This window comes from Azonexus sp. MM2026_4 (assembly GCF_055901855.1).
In genome coordinates, this window is the sequence record NZ_CM148380.1 from 4,062,766 (window position 1) to 4,088,737 (window position 25,972).

General features: G+C 63.9%; 22 protein-coding genes. 13 read left to right on the forward strand and 9 right to left on the reverse strand.

Going from position 1 to position 25,972, the window contains the following annotated elements:
• Positions 1-78 precede the first annotated feature (78 nt).
• Positions 79-2,025 (reverse strand): molecular chaperone DnaK, encoded by a 1,947-nt coding sequence (dnaK, locus tag AC0KWY_RS19210; protein WP_474027096.1) that lies wholly within the window; start codon positions 2,023-2,025, stop codon positions 79-81.
• A gap of 66 nt (positions 2,026-2,091) precedes the next feature.
• The gene (gene grpE, locus AC0KWY_RS19215; RefSeq protein ID WP_474027097.1) at positions 2,092-2,646 is read right to left on the reverse strand and encodes a nucleotide exchange factor GrpE; all 555 of its coding nucleotides are present in this window, start codon (positions 2,644-2,646) and stop codon (positions 2,092-2,094) included.
• 153 nt (positions 2,647-2,799) lie between these two features.
• On the opposite strand from grpE, the gene AC0KWY_RS19220 reads away from it, so the two are divergent.
• Complete coding sequence (locus AC0KWY_RS19220) at positions 2,800-4,158, forward strand: protein kinase domain-containing protein (RefSeq protein ID WP_474027099.1); 1,359 nt, start codon at positions 2,800-2,802, stop codon at positions 4,156-4,158.
• A gap of 45 nt (positions 4,159-4,203) precedes the next feature.
• Here the strand turns inward: AC0KWY_RS19220 and AC0KWY_RS19225 are convergent, their stop codons facing one another.
• Genes AC0KWY_RS19225 through hrcA form a run of 5 tightly spaced genes read right to left on the reverse strand, consistent with a single transcriptional unit; the run spans position 4,204 to position 9,601 of the window.
• The gene (locus tag AC0KWY_RS19225) at positions 4,204-5,823 is read right to left on the reverse strand and encodes a methyl-accepting chemotaxis protein (protein WP_474027100.1); all 1,620 of its coding nucleotides are present in this window, start codon (positions 5,821-5,823) and stop codon (positions 4,204-4,206) included.
• A gap of 33 nt (positions 5,824-5,856) precedes the next feature.
• The gene (locus AC0KWY_RS19230) at positions 5,857-6,912 is read right to left on the reverse strand and encodes a VCBS repeat-containing protein (RefSeq protein WP_474027101.1); all 1,056 of its coding nucleotides are present in this window, start codon (positions 6,910-6,912) and stop codon (positions 5,857-5,859) included.
• A gap of 53 nt (positions 6,913-6,965) precedes the next feature.
• Positions 6,966-7,409, reverse strand: coding sequence for a thioredoxin TrxC (trxC, locus tag AC0KWY_RS19235; protein WP_474027102.1), 444 nt, complete (start codon positions 7,407-7,409; stop codon positions 6,966-6,968).
• 52 nt (positions 7,410-7,461) lie between these two features.
• The gene (gene hemH / locus AC0KWY_RS19240; RefSeq protein ID WP_474027103.1) at positions 7,462-8,565 is read right to left on the reverse strand and encodes a ferrochelatase; all 1,104 of its coding nucleotides are present in this window, start codon (positions 8,563-8,565) and stop codon (positions 7,462-7,464) included.
• Positions 8,566-8,572: 7 nt separating this feature from the next.
• Positions 8,573-9,601: a heat-inducible transcriptional repressor HrcA gene (hrcA, locus tag AC0KWY_RS19245; RefSeq protein ID WP_474029756.1), complete on the reverse strand. Its 1,029-nt coding sequence runs from the start codon at positions 9,599-9,601 to the stop codon at positions 8,573-8,575.
• A 48-nt stretch (positions 9,602-9,649) separates the two neighbouring features.
• On the opposite strand from hrcA, the gene AC0KWY_RS19250 reads away from it, so the two are divergent.
• Both AC0KWY_RS19250 and recN read left to right on the forward strand, forming a co-directional pair.
• Positions 9,650-10,567, forward strand: a complete 918-nt coding sequence (locus tag AC0KWY_RS19250; RefSeq protein WP_474027104.1) for an NAD kinase — start codon at positions 9,650-9,652, stop codon at positions 10,565-10,567.
• On the forward strand, positions 10,567-12,237 hold the full coding sequence (gene recN / locus AC0KWY_RS19255; protein WP_474027105.1) for a DNA repair protein RecN: 1,671 nt from the start codon (positions 10,567-10,569) through the stop codon (positions 12,235-12,237). The genes AC0KWY_RS19250 and recN overlap by 1 nt, the downstream gene beginning before the upstream one ends.
• Before the next feature lie 6 nt (positions 12,238-12,243).
• Here recN and fur read toward each other — a convergent pair whose 3' ends face one another.
• Complete coding sequence (fur, locus tag AC0KWY_RS19260) at positions 12,244-12,696, reverse strand: ferric iron uptake transcriptional regulator (protein WP_474027106.1); 453 nt, start codon at positions 12,694-12,696, stop codon at positions 12,244-12,246.
• 95 nt (positions 12,697-12,791) lie between these two features.
• Between fur and AC0KWY_RS19265 the strand changes: the two genes are divergently transcribed.
• The 7 genes from AC0KWY_RS19265 to AC0KWY_RS19295 all read left to right on the forward strand — a co-directional run bounded on the left by AC0KWY_RS19265 (position 12,792) and on the right by AC0KWY_RS19295 (position 22,160).
• Positions 12,792-13,274 carry an outer membrane protein assembly factor BamE gene (locus tag AC0KWY_RS19265; protein ID WP_474027107.1) on the forward strand — a complete coding sequence of 161 codons (483 nt, stop codon included), beginning with the start codon at positions 12,792-12,794 and terminating at the stop codon, positions 13,272-13,274.
• Between the two features lie 4 nt (positions 13,275-13,278).
• Positions 13,279-14,085, forward strand: coding sequence for a 4-hydroxy-tetrahydrodipicolinate reductase (dapB, locus tag AC0KWY_RS19270; protein ID WP_474027108.1), 807 nt, complete (start codon positions 13,279-13,281; stop codon positions 14,083-14,085).
• Positions 14,086-14,090: 5 nt separating this feature from the next.
• The gene (locus tag AC0KWY_RS19275) at positions 14,091-16,649 is read left to right on the forward strand and encodes a response regulator (RefSeq protein ID WP_474027109.1); all 2,559 of its coding nucleotides are present in this window, start codon (positions 14,091-14,093) and stop codon (positions 16,647-16,649) included.
• Positions 16,650-16,732: 83 nt separating this feature from the next.
• The gene (gene carA / locus AC0KWY_RS19280) at positions 16,733-17,923 is read left to right on the forward strand and encodes a glutamine-hydrolyzing carbamoyl-phosphate synthase small subunit (protein WP_474027110.1); all 1,191 of its coding nucleotides are present in this window, start codon (positions 16,733-16,735) and stop codon (positions 17,921-17,923) included.
• 21 nt (positions 17,924-17,944) lie between these two features.
• Complete coding sequence (carB, locus tag AC0KWY_RS19285; RefSeq protein WP_474027111.1) at positions 17,945-21,151, forward strand: carbamoyl-phosphate synthase large subunit; 3,207 nt, start codon at positions 17,945-17,947, stop codon at positions 21,149-21,151.
• A 68-nt stretch (positions 21,152-21,219) separates the two neighbouring features.
• On the forward strand, positions 21,220-21,696 hold the full coding sequence (greA, locus tag AC0KWY_RS19290) for a transcription elongation factor GreA (RefSeq protein WP_474027112.1): 477 nt from the start codon (positions 21,220-21,222) through the stop codon (positions 21,694-21,696).
• 2 nt (positions 21,697-21,698) lie between these two features.
• Positions 21,699-22,160, forward strand: a complete 462-nt coding sequence (locus AC0KWY_RS19295) for a DUF4149 domain-containing protein (protein WP_474027113.1) — start codon at positions 21,699-21,701, stop codon at positions 22,158-22,160.
• Here the strand turns inward: AC0KWY_RS19295 and yhbY are convergent, their stop codons facing one another.
• Complete coding sequence (gene yhbY, locus AC0KWY_RS19300; protein WP_474027114.1) at positions 22,161-22,508, reverse strand: ribosome assembly RNA-binding protein YhbY; 348 nt, start codon at positions 22,506-22,508, stop codon at positions 22,161-22,163.
• A 32-nt stretch (positions 22,509-22,540) separates the two neighbouring features.
• On the opposite strand from yhbY, the gene AC0KWY_RS19305 reads away from it, so the two are divergent.
• Genes AC0KWY_RS19305 through folP form a run of 3 tightly spaced genes read left to right on the forward strand, consistent with a single transcriptional unit; the run spans position 22,541 to position 25,965 of the window.
• Positions 22,541-23,158, forward strand: a complete 618-nt coding sequence (locus AC0KWY_RS19305; RefSeq protein ID WP_474027115.1) for an RlmE family RNA methyltransferase — start codon at positions 22,541-22,543, stop codon at positions 23,156-23,158.
• Between the two features lie 56 nt (positions 23,159-23,214).
• A complete protein-coding gene (gene ftsH / locus AC0KWY_RS19310) occupies positions 23,215-25,095 on the forward strand; it encodes an ATP-dependent zinc metalloprotease FtsH (protein WP_474027116.1) in 1,881 nt (626 codons plus the stop codon).
• Positions 25,096-25,140: 45 nt separating this feature from the next.
• On the forward strand, positions 25,141-25,965 hold the full coding sequence (folP, locus tag AC0KWY_RS19315; RefSeq protein WP_474027117.1) for a dihydropteroate synthase: 825 nt from the start codon (positions 25,141-25,143) through the stop codon (positions 25,963-25,965).
• Positions 25,966-25,972: the final 7 nt, after the last annotated feature.

The window sequence follows — 25,972 nt, forward strand, 5'->3', positions numbered from 1 at the left end:
CTGCACAAAGGCCGGATCAAGCGGCGCCGGGGCGTCCGCTTCGATCCGGCCACTTAAAACGACACATCTGTGTCCGTTTTAAGCTTTCTTGTCCTTGTTCACTTCCGTGAATTCGGCATCGACGACATCGCCTTCGACGGTCTTCTCCTTCGCGCCATCGTCACCGCCGGCAGCTGCACCGGGAGCCGCCGCGCCTTCGGCCTGTTGCTGGGCGTACATCTTTTCGCCGAGCTTCTGGGCTGCCTGCGACAGGGCTTCGGTCTTGGCGGTGATGACGTCCTTGTCGCCGTCGCGCAGAACATCTTCAACGTCCTTGATCGCCTTCTCGATGGCTTCCTTTTCGGCAGCGTCGAGCTTGTCGCCGTATTCGGTCAGCGACTTCTTGACCATGTGCACCATGCCGTCGGCCTGGTTGCGGGCGTCGGCCAGCTCGTGCGCCTTCTTGTCTTCCTCGGCGTGCAGCTCGGCATCCTTGACCATGCGTTGAATTTCTTCTTCGCTCAGGCCGGAGTTGGCCTTGATGGTGATCTTGTTTTCCTTGCCGGTGGCCTTGTCCTTGGCGGTGACGTGCATGATGCCGTTGGCGTCGATGTCGAAGATGACTTCGATCTGCGGCGTGCCGCGCGGGGCCGGCGGGATGCCTTCCAGGTTGAATTGGCCGAGGCTCTTGTTGCCGGCGGCGACTTCACGTTCGCCTTGCAGCACGTGGATGGTCACCGCGCCCTGGTTGTCGTCGGCGGTCGAGAAGACCTGGCTGGCCTTGGTCGGGATCGTCGTGTTCTTCTGGATCAGCTTGGTCATGATGCCGCCCAGGGTTTCGATACCGAGCGACAGCGGGGTCACGTCGAGCAGCAGCACGTCCTTGACTTCGCCCTGCAGCACACCGCCCTGGATGGCGGCGCCGACGGCGACGGCTTCATCCGGATTGACGTCCTTGCGCGGTTCGCGGCCGAAGACTTCCTTGACCTTCTCCTGCACCTTCGGCATTCGCGACTGGCCGCCGACCAGGATCACGTCGTCGATGTCGCCGATCTTGCAGCCGGCGTCCTTGAGTGCGGTCAGGCAGGGGGCGACGGTGCGCTCGATCAGCTCGTCGACCAGCGATTCGAACTTGGCGCGGGTGATTTTCAGTGCCAGGTGCTTCGGGCCGGAGGCGTCGGCGGTGATGTAGGGCAGGTTGATTTCGGTCTGCTGGCTCGAGGACAGTTCGATCTTGGCCTTTTCGGCGGCTTCCTTCAGGCGTTGCAGGGCGAGTACGTCCTTCTTCAGGTCGACGCCGGATTCCTTCTTGAATTCGTCGATGATGTAGTCGATCAGGCGCTGGTCGAAGTCTTCGCCGCCGAGGAAGGTGTCGCCGTTGGTGGCCAGCACTTCGAACTGCTTTTCGCCATCGACGTCGGCGATTTCGATGATCGAGATGTCGAAGGTGCCGCCGCCGAGGTCATAGACGGCGATCTTCTTGTCCTTGCCGGACACCTTGTCCATGCCGAAAGCCAGTGCAGCGGCGGTCGGCTCGTTGATGATGCGCTTGACTTCCAGACCGGCGATGCGGCCGGCGTCCTTGGTCGCCTGGCGCTGGCTGTCGTTGAAGTAGGCCGGCACGGTGATGACGGCTTCGGTGACTTCTTCGCCGAGGTAGTCTTCGGCGGTCTTCTTCATCTTGCGCAGTACTTCGGCGGAAACCTGCGGCGGCGCGATCTTCTTGTCGCGCGCTTCGACCCAGGCGTCGCCGTTGTCGGCCTTGACGATCTTGAAGGGCATCAGGGCGATGTCCTTCTGCACTTCCTTTTCCTCGAAGCGGCGACCGATCAGGCGCTTGACCGCGTACAGGGTGTTCTTCGGGTTGGTGACGGCCTGGCGTTTGGCCGGGGCGCCGCACAGGATTTCGCCGTCTTCGGTGTAGCCGATGACCGACGGGGTGGTGCGTGCGCCTTCCGCGTTTTCGATGACCTTGGGCGTGCCGCCTTCCATGATGGCGACGCAGCTGTTGGTGGTGCCGAGGTCGATGCCGATGATCTTGCCCATTTTCGTATCCCTAAGTGAATTGTCGATGTTCGTGAAGTGGGGGCATCGCCCCGGATTTCAAGTGGATTATTTGCCCTTGGCAACCATGACCAGCGCCGGGCGCAGGGTGCGTTCGGCGATGGTGTAACCCTTTTGCAGGACGGTGACGACGGTGTTCGCTTCCTGCTCGGAATCGACCATGCCGATCGCCTGGTGCTTGTGCGGGTCGAATTTCTCGCCGACTGGATTGACCTCGTGCAGCGCGTTCTTTTCAAAAGCGGCCACCAGTTGCTTCAGGGTCAGTTCGACGCCGGACTTGAAGCTTTCCACCGTCTGTTCCGGCACGGCCAGCGCAGCTTCCAGGCTGTCCTTGACGGCGAGCAGTTCGCCGGCGAATCGCTCGACCGCGAACTTGTGTGCCTTGCTGATGTCTTCCTGGGCACGGCGGCGGATGTTCTCGCCTTCGGCCTTGGCGCGCAGCCAGGCGTCGTGATGTTCGGCTGCCTTCAGTTCCAGTGCCTTGATCTGTTCCTCCAGACTGGGCAGAACGTCGATATGGCGTTCGTTTTCCGGTTCGGTGGCCGGCGTTTCCGCCTGGGCGGCGTCGAGCAGGTTGTCCTGCGGTTTTTCCTCGTTAGACATGCGCATTTTCTCCAATAAACCGATCAGGCAGATGGGGATGGAAAATGGCATTTCAAGGGCAGGCCGCCAACTTTTTGCTTCACATTTGTTTGCTTTGTTATGAGCGGCGGCGTGCTAGCATCGCCAACAAGGAATTCATCCGATCTCAATGTCATGGAAACGATAGGCAAATACCGCGTCATCCGCGAGCTCGGCAAGGGGGCGACCGCCACGGTCTATCTTTGTGACGACCCCGATAATGCGCGCCAGATTGCGGTCAAGGTCATCCGTTTCGGCCAGGATTGCGCCGCCATGTCGCGGCGCATGCGCAAGCTGTTTCAGAACGAGGGCATGGTCTCCCGGCGGCTCGATCACCCGAACATCGTGCGGGTCTATGACGCAGTGGTCGAGGATGAATTCGCCTATCTGGCGATGGAGTACGTCAACGGCTTCAGTCTCGAGCAGCATTGCCGGATCGACAAGCTGCTGCCGCTGCACCGGGTGGTCAGCATCATCTTCAAGTGCTGCATGGCCCTCGACTCGGCTTTCCGGCAAGGCATCATCCACCGCGACATCAAGCCGGCCAACATCATGGTCGCTGCCGACGACGAGCCGAAGATCGCCGATTTCGGGCTGGCCCTCAATCTGAACAAGGACCTCGACCGCGACTCGACCTTCATCATGGGGGTCGGTTCGCCGGCCTACATGTCGCCGGAACAGATCAAGGGTTACCCGCTCAACCAGAAGACCGACCTCTATTCGCTCGGCGTCGTCATGTTCCAGTTGCTGACCGGGCGTCTTCCCTTCCGCGCCAACAACCAGGCGACGCTGGTGTACAAGATCGTCAATACCGATCCGCCGGCGGTCAGCGCGCTCAATCCGGCGCTTCCCGAGGGGCTCGACGCGATCCTGCGCAAGGCGCTGGAAAAGGACCTCTACAGCCGTTACCGCAATGGCGCTGAAATGGCCAAGGACCTTTCGGCGGTGCGCTACAAGATCCTGGAAGAGGACGAGACCGAGCACGACATGCAGCACTTCGAGCAGTTGCGCCGTGTCGAGTTCTTTACCGAGTTCGAGAACATCGAACTCTGGGAGGTCCTGCGCGTTTCCCTGTGGCGGCAGGTGGCGGCGAATGTCCGCTTGATCACCGAGGGCAGCAACAGTCGCCTGTTCGGCATCATTCTTGCCGGCAGCGTCGAGGTTTCGCTGGGCGGCAAGGCGCTATGCCGTCTTGGCGTCGGCGAACCGGTCGGCGAGGTAGCCTTCCTGCATCCGTCGAGCGACTTGCGTCACGCCACGGTGGTGACCCTGGAGCCGACCCTGTTCCTCGAGGTCAATGCGTCGGCGCTGGCCTTGTCGTCGGAAGAACTGATGGGGCGCATGCGCGATGCGCTGCTTGCCCGCCTGATCCACCGTCTACGCGAGGTCAACAAGATTGCTGCCAGCGTCGGTCAGCCCGCGGTCGATACGGGTAGCGGGCACTACGGTGGCAGATCGTATGGTGGGGTGACGCTGGAGCTGGCGCCGGAATGAACAACGCCGCCCGTGGGCGGCGTTGTTGCTGGTGCTTTTCTTGACTCAGACCTTGAAGCGGCCGACCAGGTTGGCCAGGCCTTCGGCCAGGCGGCGCAGGTCGTGGGCGGCGCCGGCGGTCTGTTCGACGGTGCCGGTGTTGTCGCGGGCCATGCCGGCGATCGCTTCGATGCTCGATTCGACATCGCCGGAAACGCGCCGCTGCTGGTCGGTGGCCTGAGCGATGGTGTCGAGACCGTGGCCGACTTCGGCAACCGAGCCGTTGGCGGCCTGCAATACGCTGGACACCGAGTTGACTGCCGCCTGACTGGTTTCCAGGTGGTGCATGCCTTCCTCGATGCTGCGCCGGACCGCCACCGATTGGGCGCTCAGGCTGGCGGTGATGCGGTCGATCTCGCTCGCCGAGTGTGAGGATTTTTCGGCCAGCTTGCGCACTTCGTCGGCGACGACGGCGAAGCCGCGCCCCTGTTCGCCGGCGCGCGCGGCCTCGATGGCGGCGTTGAGGGCGAGCAGGTTGGTCTGTTCGGCGATGTCCTTGACCTCGCGCGTCATCAGCGTGATCGATTCGGTATTGCGCACGAAGTTGTTCACCGAGTCGGCCATTTCCTTGACCGCCCGTTCGACGACGTTCATTTCGCCGAGCAGGGTCTGCAGGTTGCGGTTGCCTTCGTTGGCGCGGGCCAGGCTTTCCTGCGACTGCTGCTGGACGTGTTCGGCGCTGCGGGCGATTTCGGAGATGCTCGACACCAGCTGCTCGACTGCCGATGCGGCGTCGTTCGATTTTTCGTTCTGCTGGCGTGAGCTTTGCGCCACCCGGTCGGCGTTTTCGGTGAGGGCGGCGACGCGCCGGGAGACCTGGCTGGCGGAATCGCGGACCTGGCTGACCAGTTGCTGGAAATTGTCCATCATCTGGTTGAAGACATGCGACGACTGGCCGACTTCGTCATTGCCGTTGACCGGCAGGCGACGGGTCAGGTCGCCTTCGCCGCGGGCGATGTCGCTCAGCCCGTGGCGCAGTTGCTCGAGCGGCTTGGTGACGAAGTGGTTGGTCAGGAAGTAGATGATCAGCAGCAGCGCACCCAGCGCGCCGATCGCGGCGCCAGCGATCTTCAGGCGGAAGCTGGCGACATCGGATTCGACCGAGTCGAGCGACACCTTCATGCTGACCAGACCGAGCACCGTGCCTTCGGGAACCTGGTGGCAGACGACGCAATCCTTGCCGAGATAATTCTTCGAGGCGTTGGTCGGGTTGATCACGCGCAGGAAGGAACTGCCGTTCTCGTTTTCCACCGAGACATAGGGTTTGCCTTCCTTCATCACCTGCTGTTCGAGCGCATCGAGGTCGCGCGTGCTCTTGGTGTCCGGGCCGTAGAGCTTGACCACGGCGTCGCTGCGGGCGACATGCAGGTCGCGGATCACCGACAACTGCTTGATCTGGTCGAGAAAGACTTCGCGCTGGCCGACCGTGCCGGTGATCATCATGCCGGTCAGCCCGGCCATCGTCATTTCGTGGATGCTTTGCGAGAATTCCTTGGCTTGCTTGATCGCGGTATCGCGATTGACGTTGGTCGTCCAGACGATTGCGCCAGCCCAGATCACGGCAAGGACAAGCCAGATGGCGGCAGTCAGTCGGACCCAGATCTTCAAGTCGGCAAAACGGAGCATGTGCGGGCCTTTGGTGGTGCTATGGAAAGCTTTTCAGACGCTGAGGTCGATTTGCTGAATTGTGCCAGCGCCGCCATTCTCTTGCAAAAATATTCCTGAATTGCGAATTCTGCCGAGCGACTGGTTGCTGCTGTCATTGAGTTCGAACGGGGTGGCAACCTGGGCCAGCGCGATGGCGCCGACCCCGGCTTCGCTCAGCGATTGCAGTTCGCCGTCGCCTTCGGCGCCGGGTTGCCACAGGCTGAGTTCGGTGAACGCGGCATCGTTCTCGTCGATCCAGCCGTTGCCGTCGTCGTCGAGCGCCGCCAGTTCGGCGAAGCCGTCGCCGCTTGCGGGGCCGAACAGTTCGCTGCCGTCGTTGATCCGGCCGTCCTGATTGCGGTCGAAGCTGAGGTAGGCGCTGCCGCTGGCGAGTTGGGCAATCTGTTCGTTGCTGCCGTCGGCGTCGGCGTCGAGGTCGAAGCTGAAACGCTGGTCGAGCAGATCGGCAGCGTTGCCGGCGAAGTTGAGGACCAGCGGATCGACCGGCTTTGCCGCATCGCCAAGGCGCAGGCTGACCGAAGTCTCTTCCTGGTAGCTGCGCGACATCTGCAACTGCAGGTTGAAGCGGATTTCCTGGCCGTCGGCGGTCTTCACCACGCCGTTGGCGGCGAAGCTGGTGCTTTCGCTCTCGCTGTACGATTCGCGGTAGTCGTACTCGATGCCGAAGCCGGCATTGGCCGGTCGGCCGCCGTTGGCAGCCGCCGCCGGCGGGGCTTGCACCGGGGTCTGCGCGGGTTTGCCGGCCAGTTCGCCGGCGCTGATCGTGCGTACCGACCTGCCGGTCATCATTTCCAGCATCAGGCGGATCAGCAGGGTCTTCGGATCCTCGTCCAGGCTTTCGTCAACCGGTGCGGCGCTGTCGGCTGCCGCTGCCGCCTTGCCGGCATCGGAGAGGACGACGCGCTCGCCGCCGGCGTTGCCGCGGCCACGGTTTTCGAAATCCGGTCGTTGCGGGCCGCTCCACATCTTCAGCGATTCCTGAACTTCGCGCGATTGCGCGCTGCTATGCGAGGCGGTGAATTGCAGTTCGCTGCTGGCGATTTTCATGGCGGCCTCCGGTGTCTGGTTACCTTGTTGTTAACGGCGGCCGCCGGAGAAAACTAAAGCGCCATCAGGTGGGGTTGCAGCCAACGCTTGAGCGAGGCGAGGTCGAGCGCGCCGCTTTGCCGGGCGATCTCGCGGCCGTTGCGGAAGACGGCCAGGGTCGGGATGCTGCGGATGTTGAAACGGCCAGCGAGGCCCTGCTCTTCCTCGGTGTTCACCTTGAGGAAGCGGGCGGCCGGTTCGAGGTCGATTGCCGCCTGGTGGAAATTCGGCGCCATCATCCGGCAGGGGCCGCACCAGGGCGCCCAGAAATCGACGACCAGCGGCAGTTCGCTGCGTTGCAGGTGGCGCTCGAAACTGGCGCCATCGACTTCCAGCGGCTCGCCGGTGAACAGGGGCTGCTTGCACTGGCCGCAGTTCGGACCGGCGGCAAGCCTGGCGGCAGGCAGACGGTTCACCGCCGCGCAATGCGGGCAGACGAGGTGCAGGGATTCGCTCATGACGGGCTCCGTTTTATCAGTAATCTCTGATATGCGGGCGCCGCCCGCGATTTCAAGAGGGCGCGCCGAAGCGCCGGGCTTCGCTGGCTTCCGTGGCGAGGCTGGCGGCATCCGGTTCGCCGCGCGTGTTCCAGCCGGCGAGGTGGTTCTCGGTGATGTCGGCGAGGGCGGCGATCCAGTCCGGCGCGTCGTTGAGCGCCGGGATGTAGTGGTATTCCTTGCCGCCGGCCTTGAGGAAGTCGGCGCGGCCTTCCTGGGCGATTTCTTCCAGCGTCTCCAGGCAGTCGGCGGAGAAGCCCGGGCAGATCACGTCGACCCGGCGCACGCCGGCCTTGCCCCAGGCTTCCAGGGTCGGCGCCGTGTACGGCTGCAGCCATTCGGCCTTGCCGAAACGCGACTGGAAGGTGATCAGGTATTGCTCGGCAGCGAGGCCGAGATGTTCGGCGAGCAGACGGCCGGTCTTGTGGCATTCGCAGAAGTAGGGGTCGCCGAGATCCAGCGAGCGTTTGGGCAGGCCGTGGAAGCTGATCAGCAGGCGGTCGCCGGCGGCGGGCCGGCCGACCTGCTGCCAGTGCTTGCGCACCGAGGCTTCGAGCGCCGCCAGATAGCCGGCGTCGTCGTGGTAGTGGCGCAGGAAGCGCATTTCCGGCTGGTTGCGGGTCTGCAGCAGCCAGCGGGCGGCCTCGTCGACGACGGTGGCGGTGGTGCTGGCGGCGTATTGCGGGTACATCGGGACGATCAGGATGCGCTCGTGGCCGGCGGCCTTCAGGCGGTCGAGCACGCTGCCGACGGAGGGCTGCCCGTAACGCATCGCCCAGGCGACGCTGACGCGGTGGCCGCGTTCGCCCAGTTGCCCCTGCAGCAGCTTGGCCTGGCGTTCGGTGTACACCCGCAGCGGCGAACCGTCGCGGGTCCAGACGCTGGCGTATTTGGCGGCGGATTTTTTCGGCCGCGTGTTGAGGATGATGCCGTTGAGGATGGGCCACCAGACGAGGCGCGGAATCTCGACGACGCGCGGGTCGGCGAGGAACTGCCCGAGGTAGCGGCGCAGCGCCGGCGCCGTCGCGGCGTCAGGGGTGCCCAGATTGACCAGGACGACGGCGGTGCCGCGCGGGCTGCCGTGGCGGTACGGCGGTTCGGGCTGGAATTTTGGCATCGGGGCGTCAGTTGTCGTTCTTGTGGGAGAGTGCCGAGGAGAGCAGGCGGGCGGTGATGTCGACGATCGGGATGACGCGTTCGTAGGCCATCCGGGTCGGGCCGATGACGCCGAGCGAGCCGACCACCTGGCCGTCCACGGTATAGGGGGCGGCGATGACGCTGCATTCGTCGAGGGTGGCGATGCCGGATTCGCCGCCGATGAAGATCTTGACGCCTTCGGCGCGGCTGGAAACGTCGAGCAGGCGGATCAGGCTGGAGCGCTGCTCGAAGAGGTCGAACAATTCGCGCAGGCGCTTCATGTTCGACGACAGTTCCTCGACATCGAGCAGATTTCTTTCGCCGCTGATCACATAGGGCTGGGCGCTTTCGCTCAGCGCGGCGTCGCCGGCCTCCAGGGCCAGCGCCATCAGCGGCTTGATGTCGTCGCGCAGTTGCTGGATCTCGCCGGCGAGGCGCTGGCGGATCTGCTCGAAGTCGAGCCCGGTGAAATTCTGGTTCAGGTAATTGGCGGCGCTGGTCAGTTCGCTCGGCGAGTAGGCGCGGTCGCAATTGAGGATGCGGTTCTGCACGTCGCCGTCGGCGGTGACGATGATGAGCAGGATGCGCTTGTCCGACAGGCTGAGGAACTCGATCTGCCGGATGCGGTTGGCGGTGCGCCGGGGGGCGATGACGACGCCGGCGAAATGAGTCAGGCTGGAGAGCAGTTGCGAGGCGTTGGCGATGATCTGCTTCGACGGCAACCCGTGCAGCGCGTCTTCGATCGCGCCGCGCTGGTGCGCTTCGAGCGGCTGCACGGTGAGCAGGTTGTCGACGAACAGGCGGTAGCCGCGGGCGGTCGGGATGCGGCCGGCCGAGGTGTGCGGGCTGGCGACGAAACCGGCTTCCTCGAGGTCGGCCATGACGTTGCGGATGGTGGCCGGCGACAGTTCGAGTCCGGAGAATTTCGACAAGGCGCGCGAGCCGACCGGTTGCCCGTCGGCAATGTAGTGTTCGACCAGGGTCTTGAGCAGGGTGCGCGAGCGATCATCAAGCATGCCGTCGATTCTACCGAAAAGCGGCGGCGGCACGGCAAGGCGTTTTTTATGCAAGAATTCGCTCCCATGAACCGCCTCCGTCATCCCCGCACGATCGCCCTGGTCGGCAAATATCACAGCCCGGAAATCGCCGAGTCGCTGCGCCGCCTGGCCGAGTACCTGCACGAGCGCGGCGTCTCGGTCTTCGTCGAGCGCGAGACCGCCGAGCACATCGGCAAGCGGGTCGATCTGGCGCGCTGGGTCACCTGCGGCTTCAACGACATCGGCGCCCACGCCGACGCCGCCATCGTCCTCGGCGGCGACGGCACCATGCTCAACGCGGCGCGCCGGCTGGCCCGCTACTGCGTACCGCTGGTCGGCGTCAACCAGGGGCGTCTCGGCTTCATGACCGACATCGCCCGCGACGACATGCTCAGTTGCATGGACGATCTGCTCGACGGCCGCTTCACGCGCGAGAACCGCATGCTGCTGGCGGCCGAGGTGGTACGCGACGGCAAGGAGCTGGCGAGCAACGTGGCGCTCAACGACGTCGTCGTCGACAAGGGGGCGATCGGCCGGATGATCGAGTTCGAGTTGTTCATCGACGGCGAATTCATCTACAACCTGCGTTCCGACGGCTTGATCGTGTCCACGCCGACCGGCTCGACCGCCTATTCGCTGTCCGCCGGCGGTCCCATCCTGCATCCGACGCTGACCGGCATCGCACTGGTGCCGCTGTGCCCGCACGCGCTGACCAACCGGCCGGTGATCGTCAACGACAGTGCCGACATCGAACTGCGCATCGTCCGCGCCGACGAGCCGCGCGTGCACTTCGACGGCCAATTGACCCTCGACCTGCAGCCCGGCGACAGCGTCCGCCTGTACCGCTCGGAGCACACCATCTGCTTCCTGCACCCGCCCGGCTACAGCTATTTCGCGATGCTGCGCCAGAAGCTGCAGTGGAGCGAGCGGCCGAAGGGGACCTGATGCTGCGCCACCTGACCCTGCGCGACTTCGTCATCGTCGACCGGCTGGAGCTGGAGTTCGCCGCCGGTTTCGGCGCGCTGACCGGCGAAACCGGCGCCGGCAAATCCATCCTGATCGATGCCCTGGCGCTGGCGCTCGGCGAGCGCGGCGATGCCGGCGTCGTCCGTGCCGGCTGCGACAAGGCGGAAATCGCCGCCACCTTCGACATCGCCGGCCTGCCGGCGGTGACTGCCTGGCTCGACGAGAACGGCCTCGATGCCAGCGAGGACCTGCTGCTGCGCCGCGTGGTCGATGCCAATGGCCGCTCGCGCGCCTGGATCAACGGCTCGCCGGCCACCGTCCAGCAGTTGCGCGAAGTCGGCGAATGGCTGGTCGACATCCACGGACAGCACGCCCATCAGTCCTTGTTGCGGGCCGATGCCCAGCGTCAGTTGCTCGACAGTCACGGCGGCCTGCTCGACCTGGGGCGCGAGGTCGCTGCCGCCTGGAAAACCTGGCGCGATGCCGAACAGGCCTGGCAGGCGGCGAATGATGGCGTACAGGCGCTGCAGCGCGAACGCGAACAGCTCGAATGGCAGGTTGGCGAACTGGCGGCGCTGGCCTTCACCGCCGACGAATGGGAGACGCTCGAAGGCGAGCATCGCCGCCTGGCCCATGCCGCCAGCCTGATCGAAGGCGCCCAGTTCGCGCTCGCCGTGCTGGCCGACGACGATGCCGCCTGCGAGCGGCAGATCGACCAGGTGGCGACGCGGCTCGCCGACCTGGCCGCCTTCGATCCGGCGCTGGCCGACGTCGCCGGCGTGTTGGCCTCGATGCAGGCCGAACTGGCCGACGCGGTATCAACGTTGCGCCGCTACGCCGACCGGGTCGATCTCGATCCCGGGCGCCTGGCGGAGACCGAGCGGCGGATCGAGGCGATTCTCGCCCAGGCCCGCCGGCACCGCGTGGCGCCGCCGGAATTGCCGGCACTGCTTGGCGGCTGGCAGCAGCGTCTGGCCGCACTGGCCGCCGCTGCCGACGTCAACGCGCTACGCGCGGCGGCGGAGACGGCGCAAGCCGCTTACCGGACGCTGGCGCAGCGTTTGTCGGCTGGACGGCAGGCGGTGGCCGCCGACATGGGCGAACGGGTGAGCGAGATCATGCGCCGCCTGGCGCTGTCCTCCGGGCGTTTCGAAATTGCCCTGCCGGCGCTGGAAAACCCGGCAATCTACGGTCTCGAACAGGTCGAATTCCGCATTGGCGGTCTCGCCGGCAACGAGGCCAAACCGCTGGCCAAGGTGGCTTCCGGCGGCGAACTGTCGCGCATCAGCCTGGCCATCCAGGTGTTGACTTCGCGTTCGGCCAGCGTGCCGACGCTGATCTTCGACGAGGTCGATGTCGGCATCGGCGGTGGTGTTGCCGAGATCGTCGGCCGTTTGCTGCGCGAACTGGGCGCAGAGCGCCAGGTGCTGTGCGTTACCCACCTTGCCCAGGTCGCCGCGCAGGCCGACTGGCAGTGGCAGGTCAGCAAGACGACGCGCGATGGCGTCACCCGGTCGGCAATTCAGCCGCTCGACGGCGAAGGGCGGGTGGGCGAGATCGCCCGCATGCTGGGCGGTGTCGAACTGACCGGGATCACCCTGGAGCATGCCCGCGAAATGCTGCGGGTTGGCGCCGAGCAGCCGCGCTGACGCGGCTTATTCGCTGGCCTCGGACTCGTCCGCTTGCTGCCCGGGATTGGCCTGGTGATGGCTGCAGACGCCGTAGATGTAAAGCGCGTGGTCCTGGATCTTGAAACCGCGCTCTTCGGCAATCAGCTTCTGCCGGCGTTCGATTTCGGGATCGTAGAACTCTTCGACCCGGCCGCATTCGACACAGACCAGGTGGTCGTGGTGCTTGCCGTGGTTGATTTCGAAGACCGCCTTGCCGGCTTCGAAGAAATGGCGCTCGAGCAGGCCGGCCTGCTCGAACTGGGTCAGCACCCGGTAAACCGTCGCCAGACCGATGTCCATGTTTTCCGCGATGAGCATGCGATAGACATCTTCCGCCGTCATGTGCCGCATCGTGCCCTTTTCGAACAGCTCCAGGATCTTGAGGCGCGGGAAAGTGGCTTTCAGGCCGATGCTTTTGAGGCTCTGCGGGTCACTCATCGTGTTGGGTTCCTGGTGTTACACGGGGCTGGGCAAGAAGGATTTCGGGTATGATATACCGCTTCACAGCCGTTACGAAATTTCCGGAAGCCCGCATGCGCCGTTACCGTACCCTGCTTCTTGCCTTGGCCTGCACGCTGCCTGCGGCGTGTTCCTACAAGCCGAGTTTCATCAACGAATACAAGATCGATGTCCAGCAGGGCAATGTGCTGACCCAGGACATGGTCGCCCAGCTCAAACCCGGGCAGACCCGCGAGCAGGTTCGCTTCATCCTCGGCAGCCCGCTGATCACCGATATCTTCCATCAGCAGCGCTGGGACTACGTTTACCGGTTTCGCGAAGGCAGTACGGGCGCCGTGCAGGCGCGTAAATTCTCCGTGTTCTTTGGCGCCGACGGCCGCCTGGAGCGGGTGAGCGGCGATGTCGAGGTGGCGACGGTGGCCGAATTGACGGCGCCGGTGGAACGGATGCGGGTGGTCGATCTGGGGACGATTTCCCCGGAGGCCGTTGCCGAAGAGGCGCCGCCGGTTGAAGAGCCGGGGTTTTTCCGGCGCATGATCAAGAAGATCGGATTCTAGAACCATGAACAAGGCAAGAATCGGCATCGTCGGTGCCGGCGGTCGCATGGGCCGCATGTTGATCGAGGCGGTGCTCAAGGATGCCGGGTCTGTCCTCGGTGCGGCTTTCGATGTTCCGGGCAGTCCGGCGATCGGCAGCAACGCCGGGGCGCTGGTCGGCATGGCGAGCGACGTCGTGATCAGCGACGATATCGCAGCCGGGCTGGCGCAGGTCGATTGTCTGATCGATTTCACGCGCCCGGAAGGTACGCTGGCGCATCTCGAGCTCTGTCGCCAGGCCGGCGTCGGCATGGTCATCGGTACCACCGGTTTCGATGCTGCCGGCAAGGCGGCGATTGCGGCTGCCGCGAACGACGTGCCGGTGGTTTTCGCCGCCAACATGTCGGTTGGCGTCAACCTGGTGTTCAAACTGCTCGATACCGCGGCGCGCATTCTCAACGAGGGTTACGACATCGAGATCGTCGAGGCGCATCACCGGATGAAGATCGATGCCCCGTCCGGAACGGCCTTGCGCATGGGCGAAGTGGTTGCCTCGGCGCTCGGGCGCGATCTGGCGGAGTGCGCGGTTTACGGCCGTGAAGGCGTGACCGGCGAGCGCGATCCGTCGACCATCGGTTTCGCGACGGTGCGCGGTGGCGATATCGTCGGCGATCACACGGTGATGTTCTGCGCGCTCGGCGAGCGTGTCGAAATCTCGCACAAGGCGAGCAGCCGGGTTCCTTACGCGCAGGGCAGCCTGCGCGCGGCACGCTTCATCGCCGGCCGGAAAAACGGCCTGTTCGACATGCAGGACGTGCTCGGTTTGCGCTGACGGCCATGAAATCCCGTTTGCTGCAGCGTCAGCTCGAAGAGTTGTTCGGCGGCGAAGGGGAGGCCGGTTACCGGCAATGGCTGGCTTCCGCCCGGCAGCAGGGGGCGCAGGCTTTTGCCGATGATGTCGAGCGTTTGCTGCAGCGTGTCGATGCTTCCTTCGGTGCACTGACCGGCTTTGCCAAGTGGAACAGCGTGCTTTCGGGGGATGCGCTGGCCGACTGGAACTTGCGTAGCGGGACCATCGACTCCGGACGGCAATGGAAGGAAATGCTGGGCTATGCCCAGGCCGATCTCGACGATTCGATCATCCAGTGGCAGCGCCTGCTGCATCCCGAAGATCAGCGCCTGCTGCAGTCGCGGATGGCGGTGCACGTCCGCAACCGTGATCGCTGGTTCGAGCTGGAATGCCGTTTGCGGGCCAAGGGCGGCGGCTGGCAGTGGTTCATGGTGCGCGGCGCGGTGGCGGCCCGCGACGGCGATGGCGAACCGGCCCGGATGCTGGTTCTGCAGCGGGATATCAGCCAGATCAAGGCGGCTGAGGCCGACCTGATTGCCGCCAAGGAAACGGCGGAATCGGCCAACAAGGCGCGCGGCGCTTTCCTGGCCAACATGAGTCACGAAATCCGCACGCCGATGAACGGCATCATCGGCATGACCGAGCTGGCGCTCGATACCGAGCTCGATGCCGAGCAGCGTCACTACCTGAAAACCGTCAAGTCGTCGGCGGAGTCGCTGCTCACCATCGTCAACGACATCCTCGATTTTTCCAAGATCGAGGCCGGGCGCATGGAAGTCGAAGCGGTTTCCTTCATCCTCTCCGACGTGGTCATGGAAGCAGTCCGCGTGCTCGCCGTCAATGCGCACCGCAAAGGGCTGGAACTGGTCGTCGATATCCGTCCGGAAGTGCCGGAGCGGCTGGTCGGCGATCCGACGCGCTTGCGCCAGGTGATCATCAACCTGCTCGGCAATGCCATCAAATTCACCGAAACCGGCGAAGTGGTGATCGCGGTCGAGCTTGCCCTGCCGGCCGCCGGCAAGCCCGAATTGCGCGTTACCGTGCGCGATACCGGGATCGGCGTGCCGAAGGACAAGCAGAAGGCCATCTTCGATGCCTTTTCCCAGGCCGACGTATCAACCACCCGGCGTTTCGGTGGTACCGGCCTCGGGCTGGCGATCTGCGCCAAGCTGGTGCAGTTGATGAATGGCCGAATCTGGCTGGAGAGCGAGCCGGGGCGGGGGTCGGCGTTTCATTTCACGGTCGGTCTGGGGGGCGACGAAGCGATCGGCGCGCCTCCGGCGTGTACGCAATCTTTCCACGGTCGTCACGCGTTGATCGTCGACGACAATCCGGTGGCCGGTCAGTGTCTGCGCGACCTGTTGCAGCGGCTGGGGCTGCAGGCCTCGTTGGTCAGCGATCCGGTGCAGGCGGTGGCGGTGATGAACAAGCGCCGTGGCATGGATTTTCCGTTCGATTACCTGTTCGTTGACGTGGCCATGCCGGCGCCGGCTGGCATGGCGCTGGTCGAGACCTGGCGGAATTCCGGGCGGATGGAACGGATGATGGTCATGCTGACGACGGAAAATCAGCGCCATGATCTGGGGCGTTTGCGCGAACTCGGCGTCGCGGTGCATCTGCTGAAGCCGGTCGGGGTTGGCGATCTGGAAGTGGCGCTGGGTTTGGCGGAAGCCTCCGGAAGGGGCGAGGACGAGAAGCTGACGCTGGCCGCCTTCGATCCCGGTCTCGGCGAGGCGGCGACCGAAGCGGCGGGGCTGCGCGTGCTGCTGGCGGAAGACAACCCGGTCAACCAGGAGCTGGCGCTGCGTTTGCTGGAGCGGCGCGGTTACCGGGTCAGGGTGGCGAACAACGGCGCCGAGGCGGTCAACATGTTCGACGAAGGGGCGTTCGATGTCATCCTGATGGACCTGCAGATGCCGGTCATGGGGGGGATCGAAGCCACCGAAACCATCCGTTCGCACGAAATGCGGCGTAGCTGGGTGATCTCGCACGAACTGAAACCGATCCACATCATCGCGATGACCGCCAACGCCATGGACAGCGACCGCGAGCGTTGCCTGGCGGCTGGCATGAACGATTACCTGTCCAAGCCACTGCGGCCGGAAATCCTGTTCGCGGCCTTGCGCCGGGTCGGTGGTGAGGCCGAGTCGCCGGCCGGGCCGGTGGTGGTGGCATCGGAAATCCTGACCTCCCTGCATGCGCTGGATCTGAAATCCGCCCTCGAGAATCTGGGCGACGTCGATCTGCTGGCAACCATGGCCGAGATGTTCCTCGGTGAATGGAAGGGGCATCTGGACAACCTGGCCGCCGCGCTGGCCGGGCGTGAAGTGGTGGCGAGCCGCCTGCACGCGCATACGCTGAAGGGTCTGCTGGCGATGTTTCATGCCGAGCAGGCGCGCCAGCATGCGCTGGAGCTGGAGCACGCGGTGCTGCACGAGGCGGTCGATTGGGTGCGCTGCCAGGATCTCTTCCATGCGCTGGCGGCCGAGATGGAAAGCATCCGGCCGCGTTTGCAGGCCTTCGTCGAAAATCGCGTAATGCCTTGAATTTGCCTGAAAAGGGCCTTTGCGGCTAAAATGGCAAGGTTAAAAAGCACAAGCGGGGAGGCGCGAGCCTTCCCGCTTGGCACATGAACGAGCAGAAAAATTACAGGAGAGCTGACGTGTCGCTGCTGCCCTCATTCACACCCGCCATCCTCGCCCTCGCCGACGGGACGGTCTTCAAGGGCCAATCCATCGGCGCCGACGGCGTAACCAGCGGTGAAGTCGTTTTCAACACCGCGATCACCGGCTACCAGGAAATCCTGACCGATCCGTCGTATTCGCGCCAGATCGTCACCCTGACCTATCCGCACATCGGCAACACCGGCTGCAATGACGAAGACTTCGAGTCGCGCGCCAACTTTGCCGCCGGCCTGGTGATCAAGGACCTGCCGCGTCTGGCCTCGAACTGGCGCTGCCAGGAAGACCTCGGTGCCTACCTGAAGAAGCACGGCATCGTCGCCATCGCCGGCATCGATACGCGCAAGCTGACCCGCATCCTGCGCGAAAAGGGTGCCCAAGCCGGCTGCATCCTCGCCGGCGAAGCCGACGAAGCGAAGGCGCTCGCTGCTGCCCGCGCCTTTCCCGGGCTGGCCGGCATGGACTTGGCCAAGGTCGTCTCGGCGACCGAGCGCTACACCTGGAGCGAGGCCGAGTGGACGCTGGACGGCTACCAGCAGCGTGGCGAAGAGCGTTTCCACGTCGTCGCCTACGACTTCGGCGTCAAGAGCAACATCCTGCGCATGCTCGCCGAGCGCGGCTGCAAGCTGACCGTCGTGCCGGCGCAGACGCCGGCTGCCGATGTGCTGGCGATGCAGCCGGATGGCGTCTTCCTGTCCAATGGCCCGGGCGATCCGGAACCCTGCGACTACGCCATCGCCGCCATCCGCGAGATCCTCGCCGCTGGCGTGCCGACCTTCGGCATCTGCCTCGGCCACCAGCTACTGGCGCTGGCCTCCGGCGCCAAGACGCTGAAGATGAAGTTCGGCCACCACGGTGCCAATCATCCGGTCAAGGACAAGGATACCGGCCAGGTGTTGATCACCAGCCAGAACCACGGTTTCGCGGTCGATCCGGCGTCGATGCCGGCCAACCTGCGGGTCACCCATGTCTCGCTGTTCGACGGTTCCAACCAGGGGATCGCCCGCACCGACGTGCCGGCCTTCTCGTTCCAGGGGCACCCGGAAGCCAGCCCCGGCCCGCACGACGTGGCCTACCTGTTCGATCGCTTCCTCGACACCATGACGCGCGGCGTGGCTGCGCTCAACAACGCGCAATAAGCGGCACAGAGAGAGATAACGATGCCGAAACGTACAGACATCAAGAGTGTTCTGATCATTGGCGCCGGCCCGATCATCATCGGCCAGGCCTGTGAATTCGACTATTCCGGTGCGCAGGCCTGCAAGGCCCTGCGTGAAGAGGGTTACAAGGTCATCCTGGTGAACTCCAACCCGGCGACGATCATGACCGACCCGGAAATGGCCGACGTCACCTATATCGAGCCGATCACCTGGCAGGTTGTCGCCAAGATCATCGAGAAGGAGCGCCCGGACGCGCTGCTGCCGACCATGGGCGGCCAGACCGCGCTCAACTGTGCGCTCGACCTCGACCGTGAAGGCGTGCTCGCCAAGTTCGGCGTCGAGCTGATCGGCGCCTCCAAGGAAGCCATCGACAAGGCCGAGGACCGCCAGAAGTTCAAGGACGCGATGACCAAGATCGGTCTCGGTTCTGCCAAGTCGGCCACCGCCCACAGCATGGAAGAGGCCTACCAGGTGCAGGCGATGATCGGTTTTCCGACCATCATCCGTCCGTCCTTCACGCTCGGCGGTACCGGCGGCGGCATCGCCTACAACATGGAAGAGTTCGAGACCATCTGCAAGCGCGGTCTCGAAGCCTCGCCGACCAACGAGTTGCTGATCGAAGAGTCGCTGCTCGGCTGGAAGGAATACGAGATGGAAGTGGTCCGCGACAAGGCGGACAACTGCATCATCGTCTGCTCGATCGAGAACCTCGATCCGATGGGCGTGCACACCGGCGACTCGATCACCGTCGCGCCGGCGCAGACGCTGACCGATAAGGAATACCAACTGCTGCGTAATGCCTCGATCGCCGTTCTGCGCGAAATCGGCGTCAACACCGGCGGCTCCAACGTGCAGTTCTCGATCAATCCGAAGGACGGTCGCTGCATCGTCATCGAAATGAACCCGCGCGTCTCGCGCTCCTCCGCGCTGGCTTCCAAGGCCACCGGCTTCCCGATCGCCAAGATCGCCGCCAAGCTGGCCGTCGGTTACACGCTGGACGAGCTGGCCAACGACATCACCGGCGGCAAGACCCCGGCGTCGTTCGAACCGTCGATCGACTACGTCGTCACCAAGGTGCCGCGTTTTGCGTTTGAAAAATTCCCGCAGGCCGATTCGACGCTGACCACCCAGATGAAGTCGGTCGGCGAAGTGATGGCCATGGGCCGCACTTTCCAGGAGTCGCTGCAGAAGGCCCTGCGCGGGCTGGAAGTCGGCGTCGATGGCTTCAACCTGAAGACGGTCAACCCGGAAACCATCGACGAGCAATTGGCCCGGCCGACGCCGGACCGCCTGTGGTACGTCGCCGACGCCTTCGGCATCGGCATGTCGGTCGAGCGCGTCTTCGAATTGACCAAGATCGATCCCTGGTTCCTCACCCAGATCAAGGAGATCGTCGATCTCGAACTGGCCGTGGAAAAGCGCGAGTTCTCGTCGCTGACCGCCGAAGAGGTCCGCTTCCTGAAGCAGAAGGGCTTCGCCGACCGGCGTCTGGCCTACCTGCTGAAGACCAGCGAGTCCGAATTCCGCGCCCGCCGTCATGCCCTCGGCGTGCGTCCGGTGTATAAGCGCGTCAACACCTGCGCCGCCGAATTCGCCACCGGCACCGCCTACCTCTACTCGACCTACGACGAGGAATGCGAAGCGCAGCCGACCGACAAGAAGAAGATCATGGTCCTCGGCGGCGGTCCGAACCGCATCGGCCAGGGCATCGAGTTCGACTACTGCTGCGTGCATGCCGCGATGGCGATGCGCGAAGACGGTTACGAGACGATCATGGTCAACTGCAACCCGGAAACCGTGTCCACCGACTACGACACGTCCGACCGTCTCTACTTCGAGCCGCTGACGCTCGAAGACGTGCTGGAAATCTGTGCCATCGAGAAGCCGGTCGGTGTCATCGTCCAGTACGGTGGCCAGACGCCGTTGAAGTTGGCGCTCGCTCTCGAAGCCAACGGCGTGCCGATCATCGGCACGACGCCGGAATCGATCGACATTGCCGAAGACCGCGAGCGCTTCCAGAAGCTCTTGCACGAACTCGGCCTGAAGCAGCCGCCCAACCGCACGGCGCGCACCGAAGAGGATGCGCTGCGCCTGGCGCAGGAAATCGGCTACCCGCTGGTCGTTCGTCCGTCCTACGTGCTCGGCGGCCGGGCCATGGAAATCGTCCATGAGCAGAAGGACCTCGAGCGCTACATGCGCGAAGCGGTCAAGGTCTCCAACGATTCGCCGGTGCTGCTCGACCGCTTCCTCAACGACGCCGTCGAATGCGACGTCGATGCGCTGTCCGATGGCGACGAAGTGATCATCGGCGGTGTCATGGAACACATCGAACAGGCCGGCGTGCACTCCGGCGACTCGGCCTGCTCGCTGCCGCCGTACTCGCTGTCGGCCGCCGTCCAGGACGAACTGCGCCGGCAGACCAAGCTGATGGCCAAGGCGCTCAACGTCTGCGGCCTGATGAACGTGCAGTTCGCGATCAAGGACAACGACGTCTACGTGCTGGAAGTCAATCCCCGCGCCTCGCGCACCGTGCCTTACGTGTCCAAGGCGACCGGTTTGCAACTCGCGAAGATCGCCGCCCGCTGCATGGCCGGCCAGAGCCTGAAGGCGCAGGGCGTGACGAAGGAGGTCGTGCCGCCTTACTTCTCGGTCAAGGAAGCTGTCTTCCCCTTCGTCAAGTTCCCGGGCGTCGATACCATCCTCGGTCCGGAAATGAAGTCGACCGGTGAAGTCATGGGCGTTGGCACCAATTTCGCCGAAGCCTTCGTCAAGTCGCAACTGGCGGCCGGCGTCAAGCTGCCGTCGGCGGGCAAGGTCTTCCTGTCGGTCAAGGACGGCGACAAGCCGAAGGCGGTCGAGATCGCCCGCCACCTGGCCGAAGCCGGCTTCCAGCTGGTCGCCACGCGCGGCACGGCGCACGCCATCGCCGCCGCCGGGCTGACCGTGCAGCCGGTGAACAAGGTGACCGAAGGCCGTCCGCACATCGTCGATATGATCAAGAACAACGAGATTTCGCTGATCATCAACACCGTCGAGGAAAAGCGCGGCGCGATCAACGATTCGCGTTCGATCCGGACCTCCGGCCTGCAGGCGCGGGTGACGATGTACACGACGATCTGGGGTGCCGAAGCGGCCGCCGAAGGCATCCGCAACCGGGGCGAACTCGTGGTTTATCCGATCCAGGCGCTGCACGCGCAGTTGCACTGACCTCAAACCGAACCGCCGCCGGGTCGCCTCCTGCAGGCGCCGGCGGTTTGCTTTTTGCCGAGACTGACATGAATAAAGTTCCGTTGACCGTGAATGGCGCCGAGAAACTCCGCGAGGAGCTGCATCGGCTGAAAACCGTTGATCGACCCTGGGTGATCGGGGCGATTGCCGAAGCGCGTGCGCATGGCGACCTCTCCGAAAATGCCGAGTACGATGCGGCCAAGGAACGCCAGGGCTTCATCGAAGGGCGCATCCAGGAGGTCGAAGGCAAGTTGTCGAACGCCCAGATCATCGATCCCAAGCTCCTCGACGCCGATGGTCGCTGCGTTTTCGGCGCCACCGTCGAAATGGAAGACCAGGATTCCGGCGATACGGTGACCTACCAGATCGTCGGCGAGGACGAGGCGGACATCAAGACCGGCAAGATTTCGGTCAATTCGCCGGTGGCCCGCGCGCTGATCGGCAAGTATGCCGGCGATATCGCGCAGGTGCAGGCACCCGGCGGCATCCGCGAATACGAAATCATCGACGTTCGCTACGAGTAGATATGCGTCGCCTTTCCGAAGCCCTCTACCTGTTTGCGATCACCCTGTGGGTCGGTGGATTGTGGGCGATCGGCTACCTGGCGGCGCCAGTGCTGTTTGCCGAACTCGGTGATCGACAGTTGGCCGGGATGCTCGCCGGCAAGCTGTTCGCGCTGATCGGCTGGTTCGGTCTCGGCGCCGCGCTGTACCTGCTGCTTTTCCTGGTCGCGCGCTCCGGTACGCGCGTGCTCCGTCAAGCCGGTTTCTGGCTGGTGCTGCTGATGGCCGGAATGGCGGCCGTCCAGTTGTTCGGCATCCAGCCATTGATGGCGCAGCTCAAGCTCGATGCCCTGCCGCGCGAAGTCATGGAAAGCGTGGTCCGCGACCGCTTCGCGACCTGGCACGGCATTTCCAGTATCGTCTATCTGCTCCAGAGCCTGTCCGGGCTCGGTCTGGTTCTCTGGAGCGGGCGCGGATTACGCTGATCAGCCCTGAAAACTGCGCTTGGTCCGGCGCGGTGCCGCCGAACGCGGTTTTGCCGTATCCTTGGCAACGAGCTTCTCGGGGTTTTCGCGATAGACGACGAGCAGTTTGCCGATGTGCTGGACCGCCGAGGCGGACAGTTCGGTACAGATGCGCTCCAGGTAGGCCAGTCGATTTTCGCGGCTGTCACCATAGACCCGGATCTTGATCAGTTCGTGCGCCTTCAGGCAGACGTCGATCTCCTTGAGGACGGCATCGCTGAGGCCGTTCTCGGCGATCGAGACGACCGGGTTGAGTCCGTGGGCCTGGGCGCGCAATTCGCGCACCTGGGCAGAAGTCAGTTGTTGCATCTAAAACCCTTTCAAAAACGGCATTTTACCGAATGAAACGAACCAGAACCAGCAAGGCGTGGATGCGCGAGCATGTGAATGATCCCTACGTCCAGCTCGCCAAGAAGGAAGGCTGGCGTTCGCGCGCCGCTTTCAAACTGATGGAGATCGACGACAAGGACAAGCTGCTGCGGCGTGGCGAGGTCGTCGTCAACCTCGGGGCGACCCCGGGCGGCTGGTCACAGGTCGCCGTGGAGCGGGTCGGCAGCGGCGGGCTGGTGTTCGCGCTCGACCTGCTGGAGATGGCGCCGATCCACGGTGTGCATTTCATCCAGGGCGATTTCCGCGAGGACGATGTGCTGCGGCAACTGGAAGAATTGCTCGGCGAACGGCGGGTGGGGCTTGTGATGTCGGACATGGCGCCCAATATGTCGGGGGTGCCCCTGGTCGATCAGGCCCGGATCATGCATCTGGCCGAGCTCGGTCTGGAGTTTTCGTTGGCGCATTTGAAACCGGATGGCGCTTTCCTGGTCAAAGTCTTTCAGGGGAGTGATTACGAGGCTTTCGTCAAGGCCATGCGATCCACTTTTCAGACCGTGGCGGTGCGCAAGCCGGATGCTTCGCGCGATCGCAGCCCGGAGATTTACCTGCTCGGCCGCAACTTGCGCTGACAGATTTTGTTTAGAATGACATTTTTGTCGCTCGACGTAATTGAAGGAGTGCCCACTTGAACAACATGTTCAAAAATCTCGCGATCTGGATGGTGATCGGCCTCGTGCTGATGACCATCTTCAACCAGTTCAATACGCGTCAGGTCGCGGCTGGTGGCGTCGAGTACTCGCAGTTTCTGGAAGAGGTGAAGCAGGGGCGGATCGACAAGGTCGTCATCGAGGGCCGGACACTGAAGGCGACGACCAAGGAAGGCAAGCGCCTGACCGTCTATTCGCCGCCCGACCTGTGGCTGGTTTCCGACCTGCTCAAGTACGACGTCAAGATCGAGGCCAAACCGGAGGAAGAGCCTTCCTTCCTGATGAACATCTTCGTCAGCTGGTTCCCGATGCTGCTGCTGATTGGCGTCTGGGTCTTCTTCATGCGCCAGATGCAGGGCGGCGGCAAGGGAGGGGCCTTCTCCTTCGGCAAGTCGAAGGCAAGGATGATGGACGAGGCGCAGAACACCATCACTTTCGTCGATGTCGCCGGTTGTGACGAGGCCAAGGAAGAAGTTCAGGAAATCGTCGATTTCCTGCGCGATCCGTCGAAGTTCCAGAAGCTCGGCGGGCGTATTCCCAAGGGCGTGTTGATGGTCGGCAACCCGGGTACCGGCAAGACGCTGCTCGCCAAGGCGATCGCCGGCGAAGCCAAGGTGCCGTTCTTCTCGATCTCCGGTTCGGATTTCGTTGAAATGTTCGTCGGCGTCGGTGCCGCGCGCGTCCGCGACATGTTTGAGAATGCCAAGAAGCACGCGCCGTGCATCATCTTCATCGATGAAATCGATGCCGTCGGTCGTCACCGCGGCGCCGGTCTCGGCGGCGGCAACGACGAGCGCGAACAGACGCTGAACCAGTTGCTGGTGGAGATGGACGGTTTCGAAGGGCACTCCGGCATCATCGTCATCGCCGCCACCAACCGTCCGGACATTCTCGACCCGGCACTGCTGCGCCCGGGCCGCTTCGATCGCCAGGTCGTCGTGCCGCTGCCGGATATCCGCGGTCGCGAGGAAATCCTCAAGGTACACATGCGCAAGGTGCCGATCGCCGGCGACATCAAGGCCGACATCATCGCCCGCGGCACGCCTGGTTTTTCCGGTGCCGACCTTGCCAACCTGGTCAATGAGGCGGCGCTGTTCGCCGCCCGCGGCAACAAGCGTCTGGTCAACATGGAAGATTTCGAGAAGGCCAAGGACAAGATCATGATGGGCGCCGAGCGTCGCAGCATGGTGATGACCGAGGACGAGAAGATGAACACGGCTTACCACGAATCCGGTCACGCCGTGGTCGCCAAGCTGGTGCCGAAGTCCGACCCGGTGCACAAGGTCACCATCATTCCGCGCGGCCGTGCGCTGGGCCTGACCATGCAGTTGCCGGAGCAGGACCGCTACGCCTACGACAAGCAGTACCTGCTGTCGCGGATCGCCGTGCTGTTCGGCGGTCGCATTGCGGAAGAGTTGTTCATGAACCAGATGACGACCGGCGCCTCCAACGATTTCGAGCGGGCAACGGCAATGGCGCGCGACATGGTGACGCGCTACGGCATGTCCGAGCTTGGCGTCATGGTGTACGGCGAGAACGATGGGGAAGTTTTCCTCGGGCGTTCGGTGACGCAGCACAAGAATGTCTCGGAGGCGACGATGCAGAAGGTCGATGCGGAAATTGGCCGCATCATCGAGCAGCAGTACGCGCTGGCCCGGCAGTTGCTGGAAGACAATCGTGACAAGGTCGAGGCAATGACCAAGGCGTTGCTCGAATGGGAAACCATCGATGCCGAGCAGATCGACGACATCATGGCCGGCAAGCCGCCGCGGCCGCCAAAGCCGACGCAGAGCCTGCCCCGGTCCACGCCGCCGGATGAAAAGCCCGGCGCCGAGCCGAGCGCGCCAGCTACGGCCTGACTTTGCGATATTTTTACCGGGGGCGGCAGCTCCCGGTTTTTCATCATGACCACGATTCACTGCGGTAAATATCGCCTCGAGCATGAGCGTCCGCTGCTCATGGGAATTGTCAATCTGACGCCGGATTCGTTTTCCGGTGACGGCCTTGTCAATGATGTGGCACGGGCAATTGCTCATGCGCGCCAGCAGTTCGAAGCCGGTGCCGACATTCTCGATGTCGGCGCCGAGTCGTCGCGTCCCGGCGCCACGCCAACGCCGGAAGACGAGGAACTCCATCGTTTGTTGCCGGTATTGAAGGAAATTGTTTCCTGGGGGGTGCCGATTTCGGTCGATACCTACAAGCCGGCGGTGATGCGGGCAGCGCTGGATGCCGGCGCCGACATGATCAACGATATCGCCGGCATGGCTTCGCCAGCCTCCCTGGCGGCGGTGGCTGACAGCGATTGCGCGGTGTGCGTGATGCACATGCAGGGCGCGCCGGGGAGCATGCAGCGGGCGCCAAGCTACGACGATGTTGTTTCCGAGGTCGCCGACTGGCTGGCAGTGGCTGTCGCGCGCTGTGCGGCGGCTGGTATCGACCGCGAACGTATCGTGCTCGATCCGGGTTTCGGCTTTGGCAAAACGCTGGCGCACAATCTGGACCTGTTCCGCGCGTTGAACGGGGATTGCTGGTGTGGCCTGCCCTTGCTGGTCGGCGTGTCGCGCAAGTCGATGCTGGGGGAAATTACGGGCCGACCGGTGGCGGAGCGGCAGGCGGCAAGTGTTGCGGCGGCGCTCTTGGCCGCGCAGCGGGGCGCCGCCATTCTCCGGGTTCACGATGTTGCGGCAACTAGGGATGCGCTGGCCGTCTGGTCGGCGGTTGAAAGGTGAGGAAAAA